Source organism: Streptomyces cacaoi (assembly GCF_006539165.1).
Lineage (GTDB): Bacteria > Actinomycetota > Actinomycetes > Streptomycetales > Streptomycetaceae > Streptomyces > Streptomyces cacaoi.
The window spans coordinates 24585-43177 of record NZ_BJMM01000035.1 but is presented as its reverse complement, the minus strand read 5'-3'; the positions used below and the strand labels follow the sequence as shown (position 1 = coordinate 43177).

Below are 18593 nucleotides of genomic sequence, written 5' to 3'. Positions count from 1 at the left end.
CGAGTGCTCGTCGTCGAGGACGAGGAATCGTTCAGCGACGCACTGTCGTACATGCTCCGAAAGGAAGGCTTCGAGGTCGCCGTGGCGGCCACGGGTCCCGAGGGGCTCGATGAGTTCGAACGCAACGGTGCCGACCTGGTACTGCTCGACCTGATGCTGCCGGGTCTGCCCGGCACGGAGGTCTGCCGTCAGCTGCGGGGCAGGTCCAACGTCCCCGTGATCATGGTGACGGCGAAGGACAGCGAGATCGACAAGGTCGTCGGCCTGGAGATAGGGGCCGACGACTATGTGACCAAGCCGTTCTCCTCGCGGGAGCTGGTCGCCCGGGTCCGCGCGGTGCTGCGCCGCCGCGGCGAGCCGGAGGAGGCGGCCCCCGCGGCGCTGGAGGCGGGCCCGGTCCGGATGGATGTGGACCGGCACGTGGTGACCGTCGGCGGAGGCAAGATCGACCTGCCGCTCAAGGAGTTCGACCTGCTGGAGATGCTGCTGCGGAACGCGGGCCGGGTGCTGACCCGGATGCAGCTGATCGACCGCGTCTGGGGCGCTGACTACGTCGGCGACACCAAGACCCTCGACGTCCACGTCAAACGCCTGCGCGCCAAGATCGAACCGGACCCGGGCGCCCCCCGCTACCTGGTGACGGTCCGCGGCCTCGGCTACAAGTTCGAGCCGTAGACCGGCCGGCCGGAACAGCAAGAAGGACGCGAAGAAAAAGGACGAGGAAAAGACGAGGAAAAGACGAGAAAAGGAGGCCGTGCCCCGGGGGTGGGGCACGGCCTCCGTGCGTGCGGGCGGCCCCGGCGCGCGGGGCCGCGGAACTCAGTGACCGGCGTGCGCCCCGCTGGCGTCACCCGCGTCCGAGGAGGCGCCCGCGCCGCCCTCGGCGCCCTGTGCCTCCTGCCCACGCCCGGGCTTGTCCGCGTTGTTTGCGTCGTCGGCGCGATCGGCGTTCTCACCGCCGCCGTTCGCGCCCGGGCTCTCCGACTGTCCCTCGCCCGGCGAGGCCGACTCGTCCGGGCTGCCCGAGGGCGACTGGGAGGGCTTGCTCGTCGGGCCGACGCTCTCGTAGGCGTGCGTGGCCGGGACGACGGTCGCGCGGAGCTTGACCGCCCCGGTGCTGCTGAGGTCGAAGGTGACCGGCTGCGCGTTGCCGTCCTTGACCCCGGCGGCCTTGGCGTCCTCCAGCAGCGCGGCGGCGTTGTTCTTCCCGCCGAGCATCAGCGAGCCGCCGGCCGGGACGACCAGCTTCTTCTCCCCCTTGGCCGGGCTCAGCTTCGCCCGGGTGCCCTTGAGGGTGACGGCTTCGAGGGTCTGGTCCTTCTTCCCCTCGTTGAAGACCCGTGCGGTGACGGTCGCCGCGTCCCCGCCCTTGGTCCCGGTGACGACGTTGACGTTCTGGATCTTGATGTCGCCGACGTGTGCGGCGGCGTTGTCCGGCTTGATCTCCAGCGTCTGGGCGTCGTTACCCGCACCGCATGCGGTCAGCGTGGCGACGGCGAGCGCGAGGGTGGAGGCGGCGAGGGTGCCGCGTCGAAGGCTGCTGCTCACGGCGGCGGCAACTCCTAGGCGAGCTATGGCGGCAGGCACGCTCGCGAGCGCGTGCCGGTCGCGACGGACGGTCAATTCACGTGCGGGCTCAGGTTACCGACAGCCTGTGGACGACCCGCACCCGACCCTCCGGCCGCCCCCGCCGACCCCCGCGGCCCCTTCTGTTTCCGCCCCGCGCCGCCCTTTGCCCCTGCCCTGTCCCTGCCTGTCCCTGCCGCCGTTCCCGCCTGCGTCCCGCCGTGTCCCGGCCCTGCCGAGGGGTTTTTCCGTCGGCTTTGCCGTAACCGGTCTTCCCGCACCGGCCGATACGTCTGCATGTTCGCGTCAGAAGCGCCCGAGGGCGGCCGCCACGGTGTACCGCGCTTACCGCTCACTGGTACGGGGAGAGAGGTGTCGCGGTACTCGGCCGCACACCCCGGGAGTGCCCGCGCAGTACCTCCGTACGGGCGATTCCGTGGAATGCGGGCCGGGCGCGGAGAATTGATCACCATTGATCAATGGGGTGTTGCACAGCCATTGATCAATTCTTGGAAGAGCGGTGAAGACTCGCCGAAGAGAGCGCTCCCTACAGCGGGACAAATCGGTCAGCAGGCGCCCGGCGCGGCCGTGTCCGAGGGGGCTCCCGGGGGCATCCCGGGCGCGTTTCGGAGCGCACGCAGACCGGCTCCCACCTGCGAATACCTGGTCACAAAGGACGTCCGCAGCACGACGCGGTGCCGCTTGTCAAGCCCCGAGATATGCCCTGACCTGCGAAAACGCCATTCAGAAGAGGGCTCTCCCGTGTTACCCTGGATAGCCACGGAAGGGGTACCTGACACATGACGTTCAAGGTTGGCGACACCGTGGTCTATCCCCATCACGGGGCCGCGCTGATCGAGGCTATCGAAACTCGCCAGATCAAAGGCGTGGACAAGACCTACTTGGTTCTGAAGGTTGCGCAGGGCGACTTGACTGTTCGTGTGCCAGCGGACAATGCGGAGTTCGTGGGCGTGCGCGACGTCGTCGGTTCCGACGGGCTGGACAGGGTCTTCGAGGTGCTCCGCGCGCCGTATGCCGAGGAGCCGACCAACTGGTCCCGTCGCTACAAGGCGAATCTCGAAAAACTCGCATCCGGTGATGTGATCAAGGTGGCGGAAGTCGTCCGCGACCTGTGGCGTCGTGAGCGCGAGCGCGGCCTGTCCGCCGGTGAGAAGAGGATGCTGGCGAAAGCCCGCCAGATCCTGGTCAGCGAGCTGGCGCTCGCCGAGAACACCAACGAGGACAAGGCCGAGGCCCTGCTCGACGAGGTGCTCGCCTCCTGAGACACCGTGCCGCGGTGCCCGGTGGACAGCTGCTGTCGCCCGGGCGCCGCGGCATGTTCCGTATCCCGGCGCATTTCCCGTCCCCGGCAGCTCCGTACCGGGGGCGTCTCGCGCGTGGCCCGCGCGTACAAGGCTGCGGGCGCACGCCACCGGCGCCTCGATCGGTGCGGGGTGGCGGCGGCTGCTGCGGAGGTCGTACCGTCCGCGGCGTCGCCGAGCTGTGATGTGCCGGGCCCGGGCTGCTCGCTCGACCGGTGATCACGGAAGGGCCCGATCGATGCGGTCGCGCCCGGCACACCCCCAACCTACGGCCGGGGGTATCCCCTGCCATACCCATTTCGGCTGACGGCACAAACCCTGGACGCGCTACCGATGTCAATCGATACCACCGGCTCCGCCCCTTCCGGGGGGCCTTCCGACGAGGCCGGGGGCTCCCGGCAGACGGCCGCGCCGGCGGCCCGTACCGCCGTGGTGATCCCCGCGGCAGGCAAGGGGCTGCGCCTGGGCCCCGGCGCGCCCAAGGCGCTGCGGGAGCTGGGCGGGCTGCCGATGTTCGTGCACGCCGTGCGGGCGACGGCCCGGGCGCGTGAGGTCGCGCTGGTCGTCGTGGTGGCGCCGCCGGACGGGGCCGAGGGCGTGCGGGAGCTGCTGGACGCGCACGGCCCGGGCTCCGGCGTGGAGTTGAGCGTCGTCCCCGGTGGCGGGACGCGGCAGGAGTCGGTGCGGCTCGGGCTGAAGGCGCTGCCGCCGTGGGTCGACACCGTGCTGGTGCACGACGCCGCCCGTCCGCTGGTGCCGGCCGCGACGGTGGACGCCGTGGCCGCCGCCGTCCGGGGTGGTGCGCCGGCCGTCGTGCCGGCGCTGCCGGTGACCGACACCGTCAAGGAGGTCGAGCCGCGCGGGGACGGGCCGGAGCCGGTGACCGGGACGCCCGACCGGGCGCGGCTGCGGGCCGTGCAGACGCCGCAGGGTTTCGCGCGCGAGGTGCTGGTCGCCGCGCACGACCGGTTCGCGGCGGAGGGGACCGAGGGCGCCGGCGGCGCGGGCGCGACCGACGACGCGGGCATGGTGGAGCGGCTCGGCGTCGAGGTCGTCCTGGTGCCCGGGCACGAGGAGGCGTTCAAGGTGACTCGTCCGCTCGATCTCGTACTGGCCGAGGCCGTGCTCGCCCGCAGGGAGGAACGCTGATGAGTGCCGAACACTCCGCCGTGCTGCCGCTGGTCGGCATCGGTACCGATGTGCACGCGTTCGAGGAGGGGCGCGAGCTGTGGTGTGCCGGGCTGCTGTGGGAGGGCGAGCGGTACGGGCTGGCCGGGCACTCCGACGGGGACGTCGCCGCGCACGCCGCCTGTGACGCGCTGTTCTCGGCGGCCGGACTGGGCGATCTGGGTGCCCACTTCGGTACCGGACGCCCGGAGTGGGCGGGTGCGTCCGGGGTGAGCTTGCTCACCGAGGCCGCGCGGATCGTGCGCGCGGCGGGCTTCGGCGTCGGCAATGTCGCCATCCAGGTCATCGGCGTCCGGCCGAAGATCGGCAAGCGGCGGGACGAGGCGGCGAAGGTGCTCTCGGAGGCGGTCGGCGCCCCGGTCTCGGTGTCCGGGACGACGACGGACGGGCTCGGTCTGACCGGGCGCGGCGAGGGCCTGGCGGCGCTCGCCACGGCGCTCGTCCTGCCGCCGGTCGCCGGCCGGTAGGCCCCGGGCGGGGGCTGCGCAACGGCGGCTGCCCGGTTGTTGCGGATGAGTCGCAGTTACGCTGGAGGGGATGTCGTACCTCCTGCGCACGGCCGCTTCCGCCGACGCCGACGCCGCCCGCAGCGTCATGCTCGACACCGTCTACGGCGATCTGCGGTCGGGCTATGTGCCGCGCTGGCACCGGGACATCATCGACATCGAGGGCACCTATCTGCGCCCGGCGCGGCGCACGCTGCTGGTCGCGGTGGACGAGGCGAGCGGCGCGGTCGTCGGCACCGGTGCCGTGCGCGACCAGGGCCCGCAGGCGCCGCCCAACCCGCCGTGGATCGCCGAGCGCTTCCCCTCGGGCAGCACCGCGCAACTGTGCCGGATCTATGTGCGCCCCGCGTACCGCAGGCTCGGCATCGCCCGCGCGATGGTGCGTGAACTGTGTGCCTTCGTCGCGGAGGCCGGCGGCTACGAGGCGGTCTATCTGCACACCGATCCGGCCGTGCCGGGCGCCGAGCCGTTCTGGCGCGCGCTGGCGACCGAGGTGTGCGACGAGCGGACGCTGCCGGGCGGCGGGCAGGGCATCGTCCACTTCGAACTGCCCGTCCCGGTGCCCGCCGGGGTGCCGCGTCCGGCGGGTGCGGGGGCCGTGACCAGCGCGACGACGGTCGGCACGGCCAGCTGTTGAGAACGATTTCCAGGTAGTGTCCCTCCCCATGTCTTCCATACGCCGTGTCCGGATTCCCGCCCTCGCCGCCGTCGCGCTGCTGTCGGCGGGCGCGCTGACCGCCTGCGCCGGGCAGGACTCCGGCGGCTCCGACGGCCGGCTGCGCGTCTCCATGGCGTTCCCGCCCGCGCAGGCCATGAGCCCGTACGGGGACGACGCGGTCACCCTCAGCCGGCTCTCCGTCATCGAGGGGCTGACCAGGCTCGACGCCTCGGGCGTCGCCAAGCCGGCGCTGGCCGCCTCCTGGAAGCCCTCCGACGGTGACCGCAGCTGGACGTTCACGCTGCGCAAGGCCCGCTTCCAGGACGGCACCCGCGTCACGCCCGAGGCCGTCGTCCGCTCCCTGGAGCACGCCGCGAAGGCGTCCCCGCAGCCCCGGGTCCTCAGCGACGCCGGGAAGCTCACCGCGCGGGCCGTCGGCTCCGGGAAGGTGCGCGTCACCAGCAGCGAGCCGGACGCGCTGCTGCCGCAGCGGCTGGCCAACCCGTCGCTGGCCGTGCTCTCCGGCGCGGCCTACACCAAGAGCGGCAAGGTGAAGGTCGCCGGGCACGCCACCGGGCCGTTCACCCTGACGAAGCTGGACGGCACCAGCAGCGCGACGCTCGACCGCAACGACCGCTACTGGGGCGGCAGGGCGAAGGCGCCCGGCGTCGACGTCACCTTCTCCGCGAACGGCACCACCCGCGCCAACGCGCTGCGCTCCGGCGAGACGGACATCGCCGAGTACGTGCCCGTCTCGCAGGCGTCCGTGCTGGACGAGAAGCAGCTCCGCGAGGTGCCGACCGCGCGCACCAACAGCCTCTACATGAACACCCGGAAGGGCGTCTTCAAGGATCCCTCGCTGCGGGCCGCCGCCCGGAAGGCCATCGACAGCAAGGCGCTGATCAAGAGCGTCTACGAGGGCCACGCGGACGAGCCCGAGGGGCTGTTCGGGCCCGGCGTGAAGTGGGCGGCCGACAAGCGGCAGCCGGTCGAGGGGCGTGCCGAGCCCGCCTCGAAGGCCGAGGTGAAGAAGACGAAGACGATCACCCTGGCCACCTACACCAACCGGCCCGAGCTGCCCGAGGCCGTCACCGCGCTCCAGCAGCAGTTCGAGAAGGCCGGGTTCACCGTCAAGCAGGTCGTGCGCGACTACGCGCGCATGGAGGCCGACGCGCTCGCCGGCAAGTACGACATCTTCGTCCAGGCCCGCAACACCCTGCTGGACACCGGCGATCCGGTCTCCTATCTGGAGTCCGACTTCACCTGCAAGGGCTCGTTCAACATGTCGCAGCTGTGCGACGAGGACGTCGACAGGGCCGTCGCCGACGCCGCCGGCACCGAGTCGACCGCAAAGCGGCAGCAGGCCGAGATGAAGGCCGAGGCCGAGGTGTTGCGCACCGACGCCGTCGTGCCGCTGCTGCACGAGCGCTTCATCCAGGGCGTCGCCGACGGCGTCGAAGGCGTCTCCCTCGACCCGATGGAGCGCACCCTCGTCACCGCCGACACCCGACGCGGGTGAGCGCCCGCACGCGGACGGCGGCGCGGCCCGGTGCCGGCGCCGCCGGGCGGGTGCTCGCCGCCGCCGGGGTCCTGCTCGTCGTCGGGCTGCTGCCCTGGCTCACCAGGACCGACCCGGCCCGGACGATCCTGCACGCCCGCTACGCCGACCGGGAGCCCACGCCCTCGGCGCTCGCCGCCATCCGCGCGCAGACCGGGCTCGACGACGGGCCCTGGCAGCTGCTCGGGCGCTGGCTCTCCGGCCTCGTACGGGGCGACTTCGGCACCTCCTGGGTCTCCGGCGAGGCCGTCGGCCCGCGGGTGCTCCCGGCGCTCGGCGTCTCGCTGACGCTGATGGGCGTCTCGCTCGCCGTCGCCCTGCTGCTCGCCGCCGCCCTCGGCGCACGCACCCTGCGGGCCGGCGCCCGGGGCACGCTCGCACGCTCCGGGCGGACCGGCAGCATGCTCGTCGGCGCCCTGCTCGCCGCGCTCCCCGAGTTCCTGCTGGCCGCCGTCCTCGCGACCGTCCTCGCCGTCCAGCTCGGCTGGTTCCCCGCCATGGGCTGGGGCGCGCCCGCCGACGCCGTGCTGCCCGGGCTCGCCATGGGCGTCCCCGCCGGCGCCCTGCTCGGCCGCCTCCTCGACGACGCGCTGCCCGGCGCCTTCGCCGAACCGTGGGTCCGCACCGCCGCCGCCCGCGGACTGCCGCCCCGCCGCATCGCCCGGCACGCGCTGCGCCGTGTCCTGCCCTCGCTGCTGCCGCAGTGCGGCTTCGTGGTGGTCGGCCTCACCGGCGGGGCCGTCGCCGTCGAGACGCTCTTCTCCGTCCCGGGGCTCGGCGGCACCGCGCTCGACGCCGCCCTCGCCCAGGACCTGCCCGTCCTCCAGGCGAGCGTCCTGCTGCTGCTCCTGCTCGGCCTCGCCGCCGGCCTCGCGGTACGCGCCCTGCGCCGCCTGTGCCTCGGGCCCGCGCTCGACGCCCACGCCCTGCCGGCGCCGTCCGCGCCCGCCGCCCGCCGGACGCGCGGCCTGCTGGGCTGGGCCCTCGCGCTCGCGGTGCTGCTCGCGGTCGTCCTCGTCGCCGGGCTGCTGCGCGACCCGCTGCACGTCGACACCGCCGCCCGCCTCGCCGCACCGAGCGGGGCCCATCCGCTGGGCACCGACGCGCTCGGCCGCGACGTCCTCGCCCGGCTCGGACACGGGGCCGCGCGCACCGTGCTCACCGCCGTCGCCGTCGCCGCCGTCACCCTCGTCGTGGGCGTCCTCCTCGGCGTGCTCACCCGGTGGACGGAGGGGCTGCGGGAGGTCGTCAACGCGCTGCCGCCCATCCTCTCCGGGCTCGTCGTCGCCGGAATCGCCGGGCCGGGCGCGCTCGGTGCCGCGTTCGCTGTCGCCGTCGTCGGCTGGGCGCCCTTGGCCGCACACACCGCCGCGCTGTTCGAGCAGGAACGGGCCTCGGCACATCTGCGCGGCGCCGTCGCGCTCGGCGCAGGACGGTGGCACCTGCTGCGGCGGCACGTGCTGCCCGGTGTGCTGCCGCCCGTCGTACGCCATGCGGTGCTGCGGATCCCGGCACTGGCGCTCGCGCTGGCCTCGCTCGGCTTCCTCGGGCTCGGCGTGGGGGCGCCCGCGCCGGAGTGGGGGCGGATGCTCTCGGAGAACATGCCGTACGCGGAGCGCGCGCCGTGGGCCGTGCTGGGGCCCGCCGCGGCGCTGGGCCTGGTGGGCGTGCTGGCCGTCGTGCTCGGCGCACTGGCGTCCGGCTCGCGGGGTTCCGGGTCCGTCTCGCGGGGTGCGCGGTCCGTCGCGCGGGGCGAGCGGTCCGTCGCGCGGGGTGCGCGTGCCGTCTCGTCGGGCGCCGGGTCCGTCTCGTCGGGTTCCGGGTCCGGCTCGCGGGGCGAGCGGTCCCTCTCGCGGGCTGAGCGGTCGGGGCGCCGGGTCGGGGGCACACCATGAGCCCACGGCTCTGTGGGAGGCCGCGCTCGTCCTCCGTGGGGCGCGGGGCGGAGGCGTCGAGTGAGCGCGGGGCGGAGGCGCCGCCCCGGCGCGGGGGGATCGGGAGGTTCGGGCGGTCCCTGGGTGATGTGCGGGGGCTGCCCCCGTTCGTGCGGCTGCTCGCGTGGACGCAACTGGCGTTCAACATCGGGTTCTTCGCCGTGCTGCCGTACCTCGCCGAACACCTCGGCGGAGCCCTGGGCATGGGCGGCTGGCTCGTCGGGCTGGTGCTGGGGCTGCGGACGTTCAGCCAGCAGGGCCTGTTCGTGGTGGGCGGTGCGCTCACCGACCGGTTCGGCCCGCGTCCCGTGGTGCTCGCCGGGTGCGTGCTGCGGATCGCCGGGTTCGTCTGGCTCGGGTACGCGCGGGACACGGTGCAGGTGATCGCGGCCGTCGTCTGCGTGGGCTTCGCGGCGGCGCTGTTCTCGCCGGCGGTGGAGTCCGAGACGGCGCGCCAGGCCGTCCGGTTCGAGGCGGCGGGCGGCCATCCGCGCGCCCGTACGCTCGCCGTCTTCTCCGCCGCGGGCCAGGCGGGCGCCTTCCTCGGGCCGCTGCTGGGCACGCTGTTGCTGCTCGCCGACTTCCGGACGGCCTGCTGGGCGGGGGCGCTGGTGTTCGTCGGGGTGCTGGTGGCGCACTGGCGCCGGATGCCCGCGGGACGGCCGGGCGGCAGCACGCCCCGCCCGGGAACCGGAAGCGCCGGGGGCGCCGACGACGGTGAGGGCGCCGACGACGGTGAGGGCGCCGACGACGGTGAGGGCGCTGAGGGAGCGAAGGCCGCGGAGAGGGCGACGGGCACGTCGGTCACGCAGCGCACGGCGGACGCGAAGGCCACAGAGGGCACGGGGACCACAGAGGCCACGGGGGCCACGGACGCCACCGGGGGCGTGGTGCGCGCGACCCTGTGCAACGGCCCCTTTCTCCTGCTGTGCCTCGCCTACGGCACCTATCTGGTCGCCTACAACCAGCTCTATCTCGCCCTCCCGCAGGAGGTGGTGCGCGCGACCGGCTCGCAGTCCGCGCTGGGCTGGCTGTTCGCGCTCTCCTCGCTGCTCGTCGTGGTGGCCCAGCTGCCGGTGACCCGGGCGGTGGGCGAGCGGCTGCGGCACCGGACGGCGCTGTGTCTGGGGCTCGGCGTGGTCGCGCTCGGCTTCGCCGTCGTGGCGGCAGCGGCGCCGCTCGGCCTGAGGGGGCCGGTGGGGACGGTGCCCGCCGCGCTCCACGTCCTGCTGCTGACGTTCGGCCAGATGCTGGCCGTGCCCGCCACGCGTGCGCTCGTCACCGAGCTGGTCGCCGAGCACCGGCTGGGCTTCTCGATGGGGGCTCTCTCGTCCGTCTCGGGGCTGGTCGTGCTCGGCGGCAGCGCGGCGACGGGCGCCCTGTTCGGCAGCGGCGCCGCCCCCGCAGCGGTGTGGGCCCTGCTGGCCTGCGTCCCGCTGCTGGGCGCCGCGCTGGGCCGCACCGTCCGGCCGCCCCGCCCGGCGCGGGCCGACGCCGGGCCGGTGGACTGAGGCCGCGCACCCGGCCGGATGCGAGGTGTCACCGCCCGCGCCGCGAGGTACCTGGTGAGCCGACGCACCCGCACACGCCGGACGGGCGCCGGCGGCCCCGGCGCGCAGAGAGGACGTTCCCGTGGCACAGCTCCCCGACAGCCTCAAGCAGGTACTGGACGGCAAGACCTTCATCGCCCTGGCGACCATCCAGCCCGACGGCAGCCCCCAGGTCTCCCCGGTCTGGGTCAAGCGGGACGGCGACGACCTGCTGCTCTCCACCACCGTCGACCGCCGCAAGGCACGCAACATGCGCCGCGACCCGCGGGTGAGCGTGCTCGTCCACCCCTCCGACGCCCCCTACACGTACGCGGAGCTGCGCGGCAGCGTCGTCCTGTCCACCGACGGCGCGCAGGAGCTGATCGACGAGCTGGCGCACAAGTACGTCGGCACCGACTACGCCACCTGGAACCCGAGGGCGGGGGAGGACGCGGAGCGGCTCGTCGTGCGCGTCGTCGTCCGCAAGGTCGTCGGCGGCGTCTGACGCCGGACGCGTCGGGGGCGGTCGCCGGGCCTGCCTCCGGCGCGGACGCCACGGCACGGCGGCGGCCCGGGGCCTACTACCCTTGGGCGGGTGACTCTTCGCCTGTACGACACCAGCGCCCGGCAGATCCGTGACTTCAGCCCGCTCGTGCGGGGTTGTGTCTCGATCTACCTGTGTGGCGCGACGGTGCAGGCCGCCCCGCACATCGGGCACATCCGTTCGGGGCTGAACTTCGATGTGATGCGCCGCTGGTTCGCGCACCGCGGCTACGAGGTGACGTTCGTCCGCAACGTCACGGACATCGACGACAAGATCATCGCGAAGTCGGCGGAGCAGGGCCGCCCGTGGTGGGCGATCGGCTACGAGAACGAGCGCGCGTTCAACGCCGCGTACGAGGCGCTCGGCTGCCTCCCGCCGACGTACGAGCCGCGGGCGACCGGCCACATCCCGGAGATGACCGAGATGATGCGCACGCTGATCGACCGCGGTCACGCCTACGCCGCCGACGGCAACGTCTACTTCGACGTCCGCTCGTTCCCCGCCTACCTCTCGCTGTCCAACCAGGAGCTGGACAGCCTGCTCCAGCCCTCCGGCGAGGGCGAGACGGGCAAGCGCGACCCCCGGGACTTCGCCATGTGGAAGGCGGCCAAGCCCGGGGAGCCGGCCTGGGAGACTCCGTTCGGCCCGGGCCGCCCCGGCTGGCACCTGGAGTGCTCGGCCATGGCCCACAAGTACCTCGGCCGGGCCTTCGACATCCACGGCGGCGGCGTCGACCTGGTCTTCCCGCACCACGAGAACGAGATCGCCCAGTCCCAGGCGTACGGGGACGAGTTCGCCCGCTACTGGGTGCACAACGCCTGGGTGACGATGAGCGGCGAGAAGATGAGCAAGTCGCTCGGCAACTCGGTGCTCGTCGCGGAGATGGTCAAGCGCTGGCGGCCCGTCGTCCTGCGCTACTACCTCGCCGGGCCGCACTACCGCTCCACGATCGAGTACAGCCCGGAGTCCCTCGCCGAGGCGGAGGCCGCGTTCGGCAGGATCGAGGGCTTCGTGCAGCGGGCCACGGAACTGGTCGGCGAGACGGCCCCCGCGGGGGAGATGCCGCAGCCCTTCGCCGAGGCGATGGACGACGACTTCTCCGTCCCGCAGGCGCTGGCCCATGTGCACACCCGTGTCCGGCAGGGCAACGCGGCACTGGGCGAGGGCGACAAGCCGGCCGTCGCCGCGGCGCTGGCCGAGGTCCGGGGCATGCTCGGCGTGCTCGGCCTGGATCCGCGGGACGAGATGTGGTCGGCGCAGGCCGGCGGGGCCGCGGGCGCCGGGCTGGAGTCCGTCGTCGACGCCCTGGTGGGCCTCGTCCTGGAGCAGCGACAGGCGGCCCGGGCACGCAAGGACTACGCGACGGCGGACGCCATCCGGGACGAGCTGGGCCGGGCCGGCCTCGCGGTGGAGGACACCCCCGCCGGGCCCCGCTGGGAGCTGAGCGGCAACTGAGCACGGGCCGGGGACGGCCGGGCAGCCGACGGGCTCGGCACCGGCTCTCCCCGTGCGCGGCCGGTACCGTTGTCGGGCGTACGGACATACGAACCCGCGAGCGAGCAGGACGCACGCACGCGGAGGGACGCGAACACGAAGACGGGCCGGGCATCCGCGCGCCGGCCCACCGGAGCAGGAAACAGGTAGGTGCCCCGATGGCAGGGAAGAAGAAGGGCCCGCAGGTCGGCAGCGGCGGCCAGCGCCGGCGCGGCCTGGAGGGCAAGGGCCCGACCCCGCCCGCCGAGATGCGCAAGGGGCACGCCAAGCAGCGGGCTGCGCTCGCCAAGGCCCGCCGGGCGCAGGGCCGCCCGCAGCGCCGGGGTGGCACCTCGGAGCTGGTCGTCGGGCGCAACTCGGTCGTCGAGGCGCTGCGCGAGGGCGTGCCGGCGAACGCCTTCTATGTGCAGCAGTTCATCGACAACGACGACCGGGTCCGCGAGGCGGTCCGTGTCGCGGGTGAGCGCGGCGGCATCCGGCTGGTCGAGGCGCCCAAGGCCGAGCTGGACCGGATGACGAACGGCCTCAACCACCAGGGCGTCGTCCTCCAGGTCCCGCCGTACGACTACGCGCACCCCGAGGACCTCTCGGCCGCCGCCTTCGACAAGGGCGAGGACCCGCTGATCGTCGCGCTCGACGGGGTCACCGACCCGCGCAACCTCGGCGCCGTCGTCCGCTCCGTCTCCGCCTTCGGCGGGCACGGCGTCGTCGTGCCGGAGCGGCGGGCGGCCGGGATGACGGCCGGCGCGTGGAAGACCTCGGCGGGCACGGCGGCGCGCACGCCCGTCGCGCGCGCCACCAACCTCACCCGCGCGCTGGAGTCCTACCAGAAGGCGGGCCTCATGGTGATCGGGCTGGCCGCCGACGGCGATGTCGAACTCCAGGACGTGGCGGCGCTGGACGGGCCTCTCGTCGTGGTCGTCGGCAGCGAGGGCAAGGGCCTCTCGCGCCTCGTCGGTGAAGCGTGCGACCTGCGGGTCCGCATCCCGATGCCCGGCGGCGCCGAGTCCCTCAACGCCGGGGTGGCCGCCGGCGTCGTCCTCTACGAGGCGTCCCGCAGGCGTTCCTGAGCACGCCGCCGGCCGCCCCGCACGGCCCGACGATCTTGACGGGTCTCGGACAGTTCGGGGCGGTCAAGGCAGTGTCCTAAGCGTCCGTCACTCGGTTAGATGAGTGTGGACACCAGAACACCCCGCACATCCGGCGGCCGAAGCTCTGGGGCCGGCTCGGGGGGAAGCCGCGGTTTCTTCGACGACGAGCCGGTGCTGAGCACGGTCAAGGTCCCGTCCGACCCCGCAGAGGTGGTCGTCAACCACGCGAGCTTCCGGGTGCGGCTCGGATCGGCGTCCGCCGCCGCCCCGTCCGCAACGGCACTCGCCCCGACCGGCCCCGCCGCGCTGCGGCCCGCCGCCCACCGGCCCGTCCCGGGCCCGGCGTTCGAGGACACCGAGCCGATCCCGGCCGTCGCCGCCGCCTCCTCCGCGGCCGGCACAGCGAGTGGCCGGCGCCGCGCCCCGCTCGTCTGGACCGGCCAGGCCGGCCCCGAGGACACCGGAGCGACCAAGCTGCTCCAGGCCGTCCGCACCGCGGGGGACACCGACACCCGCACCGTGCCCGGCGGCGACCCCCACGCCACCCGGGCCGTCCCCCGCGTCGGCGGCCCCGGAGGCAGGCCCGGGCCCGCCTCCACCGTCGGCCCGCCCCGCAGCCCGCAGCCCTCCGAGGCCGAGCCCCTCCTCAAGGGCGTGCGCCCGGCGCGCGGCGCCTTCGACGAGCCGGACACCGGCGAGCTGGAGACCGTCGGCACCGTCGACGGGCCCGAGCCCGGCGACACCGAGGAGCAGCGCCGCCGCGACAGCGTCCGGCACGCCTACTACCCCGGCCGGCGCATGAACCTCGGCGTCGTCCTGCTCCCGCTGCGCATCTTCCTCGGCTTCATCACCGTCTACGCCGGCATGGGCAAACTGTGCGACCCCGTCTACTTCGACGGCGGCGAGCGCGGCTCCCTCGTCACCTGGCTGCGCGGCCTCCACCCGTGGACGATCGCCTCCCCGCTGCACGACTTCGCCCTCGCACACCCCGTCGGTGCCGGGCTCACCGTCGCGTTCCTCCAGGTCATCGTCGGTGTGCTGACGATGTTCGGACTGTGGCAGCGGCTCGCCGCCGCCGTCGGCGCGCTCCTGTCGGTCGCCCTGCTGATGACCGTCAGCTGGAGCTCGGTGCCCGCCTACGAGGCGCCCGACATCATCTACCTCGCCGCCTGGAGCCCGCTGATCATCGCGGGCGCCCCCGTCTACTCCGCCGACGGCCGGCTCGCCGGCGACGCCTGGCGCAAGCTCGGCCCGCGCGTCGAGGTCCGGGACCTGCGCCGCCGGGTGCTGCGCCGGGGCGCCGTCATGGCCACCGTCATCGTCGGACTCGCCCTGCTCATCGGCTCGTTGCTCGGCAGCGCCGTCCGCTCCTCGCAGTCCCCCGCGACCCCCCGCCAGGGCGACGTGCCCGTCAACCGGCTCCCCGGCTCCCCCATGCCGAGCGTGCCCGGCGAGAAGAGCGGCCCCGGCGGCAGCACCCAGGGGCCGGGCGCCCGCACCCCCGGCGGCAAGGACGAGGACGACGCCCGGCACGACCGGCGCCGCCCCTCAGCCGCCGAGACCCGCCCCGGCGAACAGCGGTCCCCGGCCGGTCCCGAGAGCAGCGCCCCCAGTCAGGGGCAGTCGCAGGGCGGGCAGCAGAGCGGGCCCGGGGCCGCGCAGCAGCAGTCGGCGCCGCCCCAGCAGCAGCGGACCCCGCAGGAGCCGCAGACCAGCTCCAGCGGCAGCGCCGGCCCGCAGGACAGCGGCGCCCGCTCGTCGTCCGCCGCGGACGACGGCGACGGCGGCTCGTCCTCCGGCGACGGCTCCTCCTCCGGCGGCGGTGGCGGCGGCGCCCTGGGCGGCCTCCTCGGCCGCTGACCCCACCGCCCCCGCCCGTCCCCCTCCGGGACGGGCCGGCCGCCGGGCCCCGCCCATGAGGGGGCCCGGCGGCTTTCTTCTGCGCACGGGACGGGTTTCCTCCGCGCACGGGACGGCCCCGCCGCGCACGGGGACGGCCCCGCACACCGGCCGCCCGCTGGCACGCCTCCGCGTGGCCTGCTCCCCTCGGCGGCCGGAACCCCGCGTTCGGCGGTCTCCGCGGAGCCGGGGGCCCGCGGAGCCGGGGGCGCGCGGAGCCGGGAGTCCGCGGAGCGGGAAGTCGAACCGGAGGCGGAACCGGGAGAGGCCCGGGAGCGGAACCGGATGCGGAACCGGAGCGCCCGCGGAACCGGAACCGGAGCGCTCGCGCAGTCGGAAGCCCAGCGGAACCGGAGCGCTTGCGGAGCCGGAAGCCCGCGGAACTGGAACCGCAGCCGGGAGCCGAGGGGAAGTTCGCGGAGCCGATGCGGAGCCGGAAATCCGCGGAGCCGGATGCGAGCCGGAAAGCTGCGGAGCCGGATGTGGAATGGAGGGGGCTGGGGCCGGGGCGGGGGGCTAACCGGATCCCGAGGCCAGTTCCTTGGCGGCCTCCGTGAGGTCCTTGGCGGTGTCGATGGCCCGCCAGTACGCGCCGTGCGGCAGCGGAAAGCCCGCGAGGCTGCGCTCGCGGGCGAGCCGGGGGAAGGTGGTCCGCTCGTGGTCGCCGCGTTCCGGCAGGAGCGCGGTGAAGGCCGCGGAGAAGACGTACACCCCGGCGTTGATCAGATACGGCGACGGCGGGGCCTCGATGAAGTCGAGCACGTGCCCGAACTCGTCCGTCTCCACGGCGCCCCACGGGATGCGCGGCCTGGCCAGCGCCAGGGTGGCGGTCGCATCGCGCTCGGTGTGGAAGCCGGCCATGTCGCGGAGCGAGAAGCGGGTCCAGATGTCGCCGTTGGTCGCGTACCACGGCTCGTCGGGCCGGGGCAGCGCCCGCGCCGCGAATCTGAGCCCGCCGCCGCGCCCCAGCGGCTCCGGCTCCACCACCGTCGTGACCCGGCAGGGGAGTTCGGCCGTACGGAGCCAGTCCTCCAGCACCTCGGCGAGGTGCCCGCAGGAGACGACGGCGTCCGTGACGCCCTCGGCGGCCAGCCAGGCCAGTTGGTGCCCGATGATCGGGACGCCCGTGCCGGGGATCTCCACCATCGGCTTGGGCCGGTCGTCGGTGTACGGCCGGAGCCGTGATCCCTGGCCACCGGCGAGGATCACGGCCTGGGTCGGATGCTGGGTCATGGACCGCAGCCTATGCGGCCCGGAGCGGGGCCCGTTCAGCTCATCTGGCCGATGCCGTAGGCGAAGGAGGTGTCGCAGACGGGCCGCGCGAAGCGGTGGGCCCGCTGCGGGGAGCCGTACTTCCGTACGGCCGCCTTGCCGAGCGCCCGGGCGATGGCCATGCAGTGGCGGGCGAGCGAGGGCTTGCGGGTGATCTCGCGCTGGAGACTCGTCAGGGCGACTCCCGGGTCCTTCTCCTGGAGTTCGGCGACGAGTCGTTCGCGGAGAACGTCCTGCGGGGCGCGGGACTTCGCCTGCGTCGACGCCTTCTCCGCGGAGGCGGTGACCACTTGGGACTCCGCCGGTGTGGCCCACGGCACGCGGGCGACGGCGAGCGTCCCGGAGAGGACGAGGACGACCGGGAGAACAAGGGCGAGGGATCGGCCGATTCGGCGGGCTGCGTGGTTCACGCTCGCGATGGTAGCGACCTGTAGTGATTTGGCGACATTTTGTCACCACAACGAGCGACGGTGTCCCGGCCTGTTCGAGAAGGCTCCCGGTCCGGCCCCGCACGCGAGCGGCGCCCCGGCCGACCGCTGTCGCCTCCGCACACTCTCTACACGCAACGGCCGGTCGGAGTCGAGGACTTGGCCCCTGCTCCACCCGGCCGCCGTACAGCTGCGCACGCCGGTTGCCGCACGGACGCGCGCGCCCGCCCCGCGCGGGTGCGGCGTACGCCGCTCGCCCCGCACACACGCGTGCCGGCTGCCGTACGGTCACGGCAGCCGGCACGAGGCGAGTACGACGTCAGTCGCTGAGGCGCTCGCCGGAGGACGTCGAGAAGACGTGGGTCTCGCCGCCGCGCGGCACGATGTGCACCGTCGAGCCCTTCTCCGGCACGTTGCGGCCCGAGACCCGGACGACCAGGTCACGCGTCTCCCCGCCGAGGTCCGCCGTCCCGTAGATGTAGCCGTCGGCGCCCAGCTCCTCGACGACGTTCACCGTCACCGCGACGCCCGCACTCTCGCCCTTGGCCAGCTTCTTCGACTCGTCGCCGTCGCCGTTCACGAGATCGAAGTGCTCGGGGCGGACACCCACCGTGACGGTGCTGTCGCCCTTGTCGGCCGCGGCCTTGAGCGCGTCCCGCTCGACCGGCACCACGCTGTTGCCGAACTTCACACCGCCGTCGGTGATCGGGACCTCGACGAGGTTCATCGCCGGAGAGCCGATGAAGCCCGCCACGAAGAGGTTCGCCGGCCTGTCGTACATGTTGCGCGGGCTGTCGACCTGTTGCAGCAGACCGTCCTTGAGCACCGCGACCCGGTCGCCCATCGTCATGGCCTCGACCTGGTCGTGGGTGACGTAGACGGTCGTGATGCCCAGCCGGCGCTGCAACCCGGCTATCTGCGTACGCGTCTGGACACGCAGCTTCGCGTCCAGGTTCGACAGCGGCTCGTCCATCAGGAACACCTGCGGCTCCCGGACGATCGCCCGGCCCATCGCCACACGCTGCCGCTGACCACCCGAGAGCGCCTTCGGCTTACGGCTCAGGAACTCGGTGAGGTCCAGGATCTTCGCCGCGTCCTCGACCTTCTTGCGGATCTCCGCCTTCGGCACACCCGCGATCTTCAGCGCGAAGCCCATGTTGTCGGCCACGGTCATGTGCGGGTACAGCGCGTAGTTCTGGAACACCATCGCGATGTCCCGGTCCTTCGGCGGCAGATGCGTGACGTCCCGGTCACCGATACGGATACTGCCCTCGTTGACGTCCTCCAGCCCCGCGAGCATCCGCAGCGAGGTGGACTTCCCGCACCCGGACGGGCCGACGAGGACGAGGAACTCGCCGTCCGCGATCTCGATGTCGAGCTTGTCGACGGCCGGCTTGTCGCCACCCGGGTACACCCGGGTCGCCTTGTCATAGGTGACCGTGGCCATGTTCGTTTCTCCTTCACCGGCAGGTACGTGCCGGACGATCCGTCGTAAAGGGAGGTGTGCCCACCGATGGACCACTCCACCGGCGAACTTGCCGTGACGCTAGCCCGGCCCCCCGCGTTTGTCAGCACCTCGACAGATGACGGTCCGGTATCAACTC

Annotated in this window: 16 protein-coding genes; 12 read left to right on the top strand and 4 right to left on the bottom strand. The window is 73.9% G+C overall.

Going from position 1 to position 18593, the window contains the following annotated elements; genetic code table 11:
- Positions 1-3 precede the first annotated feature (3 nt).
- Positions 4-675 (top strand): two-component system response regulator PhoP, encoded by a 672-nt coding sequence (phoP, locus tag SCA03_RS25910; RefSeq protein ID WP_483409890.1) that lies wholly within the window; start codon positions 4-6, stop codon positions 673-675.
- 144 nt (positions 676-819) lie between these two features.
- On the opposite strand, the gene SCA03_RS25905 is transcribed toward phoP, so the two are convergent.
- Positions 820-1548, bottom strand: coding sequence for a DUF461 domain-containing protein (locus SCA03_RS25905; RefSeq protein WP_141275689.1), 729 nt, complete (start codon positions 1546-1548; stop codon positions 820-822).
- A gap of 818 nt (positions 1549-2366) precedes the next feature.
- On the opposite strand from SCA03_RS25905, the gene SCA03_RS25895 reads away from it, so the two are divergent.
- The 11 genes from SCA03_RS25895 to SCA03_RS25845 all read left to right on the top strand — a co-directional run bounded on the left by SCA03_RS25895 (position 2367) and on the right by SCA03_RS25845 (position 15250).
- A complete protein-coding gene (locus SCA03_RS25895) occupies positions 2367-2849 on the top strand; it encodes a CarD family transcriptional regulator (protein ID WP_016472332.1) in 483 nt (160 codons plus the stop codon).
- Positions 2850-3221: 372 nt separating this feature from the next.
- On the top strand, positions 3222-4037 hold the full coding sequence (ispD, locus tag SCA03_RS25890) for a 2-C-methyl-D-erythritol 4-phosphate cytidylyltransferase (RefSeq protein WP_030882932.1): 816 nt from the start codon (positions 3222-3224) through the stop codon (positions 4035-4037).
- Positions 4037-4543, top strand: coding sequence for a 2-C-methyl-D-erythritol 2,4-cyclodiphosphate synthase (ispF, locus tag SCA03_RS25885; RefSeq protein WP_030882930.1), 507 nt, complete (start codon positions 4037-4039; stop codon positions 4541-4543). Before ispD ends, ispF begins: the two co-directional genes overlap by 1 nt.
- Before the next feature lie 70 nt (positions 4544-4613).
- A complete protein-coding gene (locus tag SCA03_RS25880; RefSeq protein ID WP_051846034.1) occupies positions 4614-5219 on the top strand; it encodes a GNAT family N-acetyltransferase in 606 nt (201 codons plus the stop codon).
- 28 nt (positions 5220-5247) lie between these two features.
- Positions 5248-6759, top strand: a complete 1512-nt coding sequence (locus SCA03_RS25875) for an ABC transporter substrate-binding protein (RefSeq protein ID WP_030882925.1) — start codon at positions 5248-5250, stop codon at positions 6757-6759.
- Positions 6756-8693: an ABC transporter permease subunit gene (locus SCA03_RS25870; protein ID WP_371863989.1), complete on the top strand. Its 1938-nt coding sequence runs from the start codon at positions 6756-6758 to the stop codon at positions 8691-8693. The genes SCA03_RS25875 and SCA03_RS25870 overlap by 4 nt, the downstream gene beginning before the upstream one ends.
- Entirely contained in the window at positions 8690-10243 is a 1554-nt protein-coding gene (locus SCA03_RS25865; RefSeq protein WP_086818120.1) for an MFS transporter, read from the top strand. The genes SCA03_RS25870 and SCA03_RS25865 overlap by 4 nt, the downstream gene beginning before the upstream one ends.
- Positions 10244-10364: 121 nt before the next feature.
- On the top strand, positions 10365-10766 hold the full coding sequence (locus SCA03_RS25860; protein WP_030882917.1) for a PPOX class F420-dependent oxidoreductase: 402 nt from the start codon (positions 10365-10367) through the stop codon (positions 10764-10766).
- 90 nt (positions 10767-10856) lie between these two features.
- Positions 10857-12260: a cysteine--tRNA ligase gene (gene cysS / locus SCA03_RS25855; RefSeq protein ID WP_086818119.1), complete on the top strand. Its 1404-nt coding sequence runs from the start codon at positions 10857-10859 to the stop codon at positions 12258-12260.
- A 197-nt stretch (positions 12261-12457) separates the two neighbouring features.
- Positions 12458-13369 carry a 23S rRNA (guanosine(2251)-2'-O)-methyltransferase RlmB gene (gene rlmB, locus SCA03_RS25850; RefSeq protein ID WP_030882910.1) on the top strand — a complete coding sequence of 304 codons (912 nt, stop codon included), beginning with the start codon at positions 12458-12460 and terminating at the stop codon, positions 13367-13369.
- 99 nt (positions 13370-13468) lie between these two features.
- Positions 13469-15250, top strand: coding sequence for a DoxX family protein (locus SCA03_RS25845; RefSeq protein WP_086818118.1), 1782 nt, complete (start codon positions 13469-13471; stop codon positions 15248-15250).
- Between the two features lie 555 nt (positions 15251-15805).
- Here the strand turns inward: SCA03_RS25845 and SCA03_RS25840 are convergent.
- The 3 genes from SCA03_RS25840 to SCA03_RS25830 all read right to left on the bottom strand — a co-directional run bounded on the left by SCA03_RS25840 (position 15806) and on the right by SCA03_RS25830 (position 18436).
- Complete coding sequence (locus SCA03_RS25840) at positions 15806-16522, bottom strand: nucleotidyltransferase family protein (RefSeq protein ID WP_030882905.1); 717 nt, start codon at positions 16520-16522, stop codon at positions 15806-15808.
- A gap of 35 nt (positions 16523-16557) precedes the next feature.
- Complete coding sequence (locus tag SCA03_RS25835; protein WP_086817977.1) at positions 16558-16971, bottom strand: hypothetical protein; 414 nt, start codon at positions 16969-16971, stop codon at positions 16558-16560.
- Positions 16972-17308: 337 nt separating this feature from the next.
- Positions 17309-18436, bottom strand: a complete 1128-nt coding sequence (locus SCA03_RS25830; RefSeq protein WP_030882899.1) for an ABC transporter ATP-binding protein — start codon at positions 18434-18436, stop codon at positions 17309-17311.
- Positions 18437-18593 lie beyond the last annotated feature (157 nt).

What these genes read in the sequence shown, in the direction of transcription:
- SCA03_RS25895 (WP_016472332.1), top strand. Translation starts at nt 2,367, where the DNA reads ATGACGTTCAAGGTTGGCGACACCGTGGTCTATCCCCATCACGGGGCC.
- ispD (WP_030882932.1), top strand. Translation starts at nt 3,222, where the DNA reads ATGTCAATCGATACCACCGGCTCCGCCCCTTCCGGGGGGCCTTCCGAC.
- ispF (WP_030882930.1), top strand. Translation starts at nt 4,037, where the DNA reads ATGAGTGCCGAACACTCCGCCGTGCTGCCGCTGGTCGGCATCGGTACC.
- SCA03_RS25880 (WP_051846034.1), top strand. Translation starts at nt 4,614, where the DNA reads ATGTCGTACCTCCTGCGCACGGCCGCTTCCGCCGACGCCGACGCCGCC.
- SCA03_RS25875 (WP_030882925.1), top strand. Translation starts at nt 5,248, where the DNA reads ATGTCTTCCATACGCCGTGTCCGGATTCCCGCCCTCGCCGCCGTCGCG.
- SCA03_RS25865 (WP_086818120.1), top strand. Translation starts at nt 8,690, where the DNA reads ATGAGCCCACGGCTCTGTGGGAGGCCGCGCTCGTCCTCCGTGGGGCGC.
- rlmB (WP_030882910.1), top strand. Translation starts at nt 12,458, where the DNA reads ATGGCAGGGAAGAAGAAGGGCCCGCAGGTCGGCAGCGGCGGCCAGCGC.
- SCA03_RS25845 (WP_086818118.1), top strand. Translation starts at nt 13,469, where the DNA reads ATGAGTGTGGACACCAGAACACCCCGCACATCCGGCGGCCGAAGCTCT.
- SCA03_RS25840 (WP_030882905.1), bottom strand. Translation starts at nt 16,522, where the DNA reads ATGACCCAGCATCCGACCCAGGCCGTGATCCTCGCCGGTGGCCAGGGA.
- SCA03_RS25830 (WP_030882899.1), bottom strand. Translation starts at nt 18,436, where the DNA reads ATGGCCACGGTCACCTATGACAAGGCGACCCGGGTGTACCCGGGTGGC.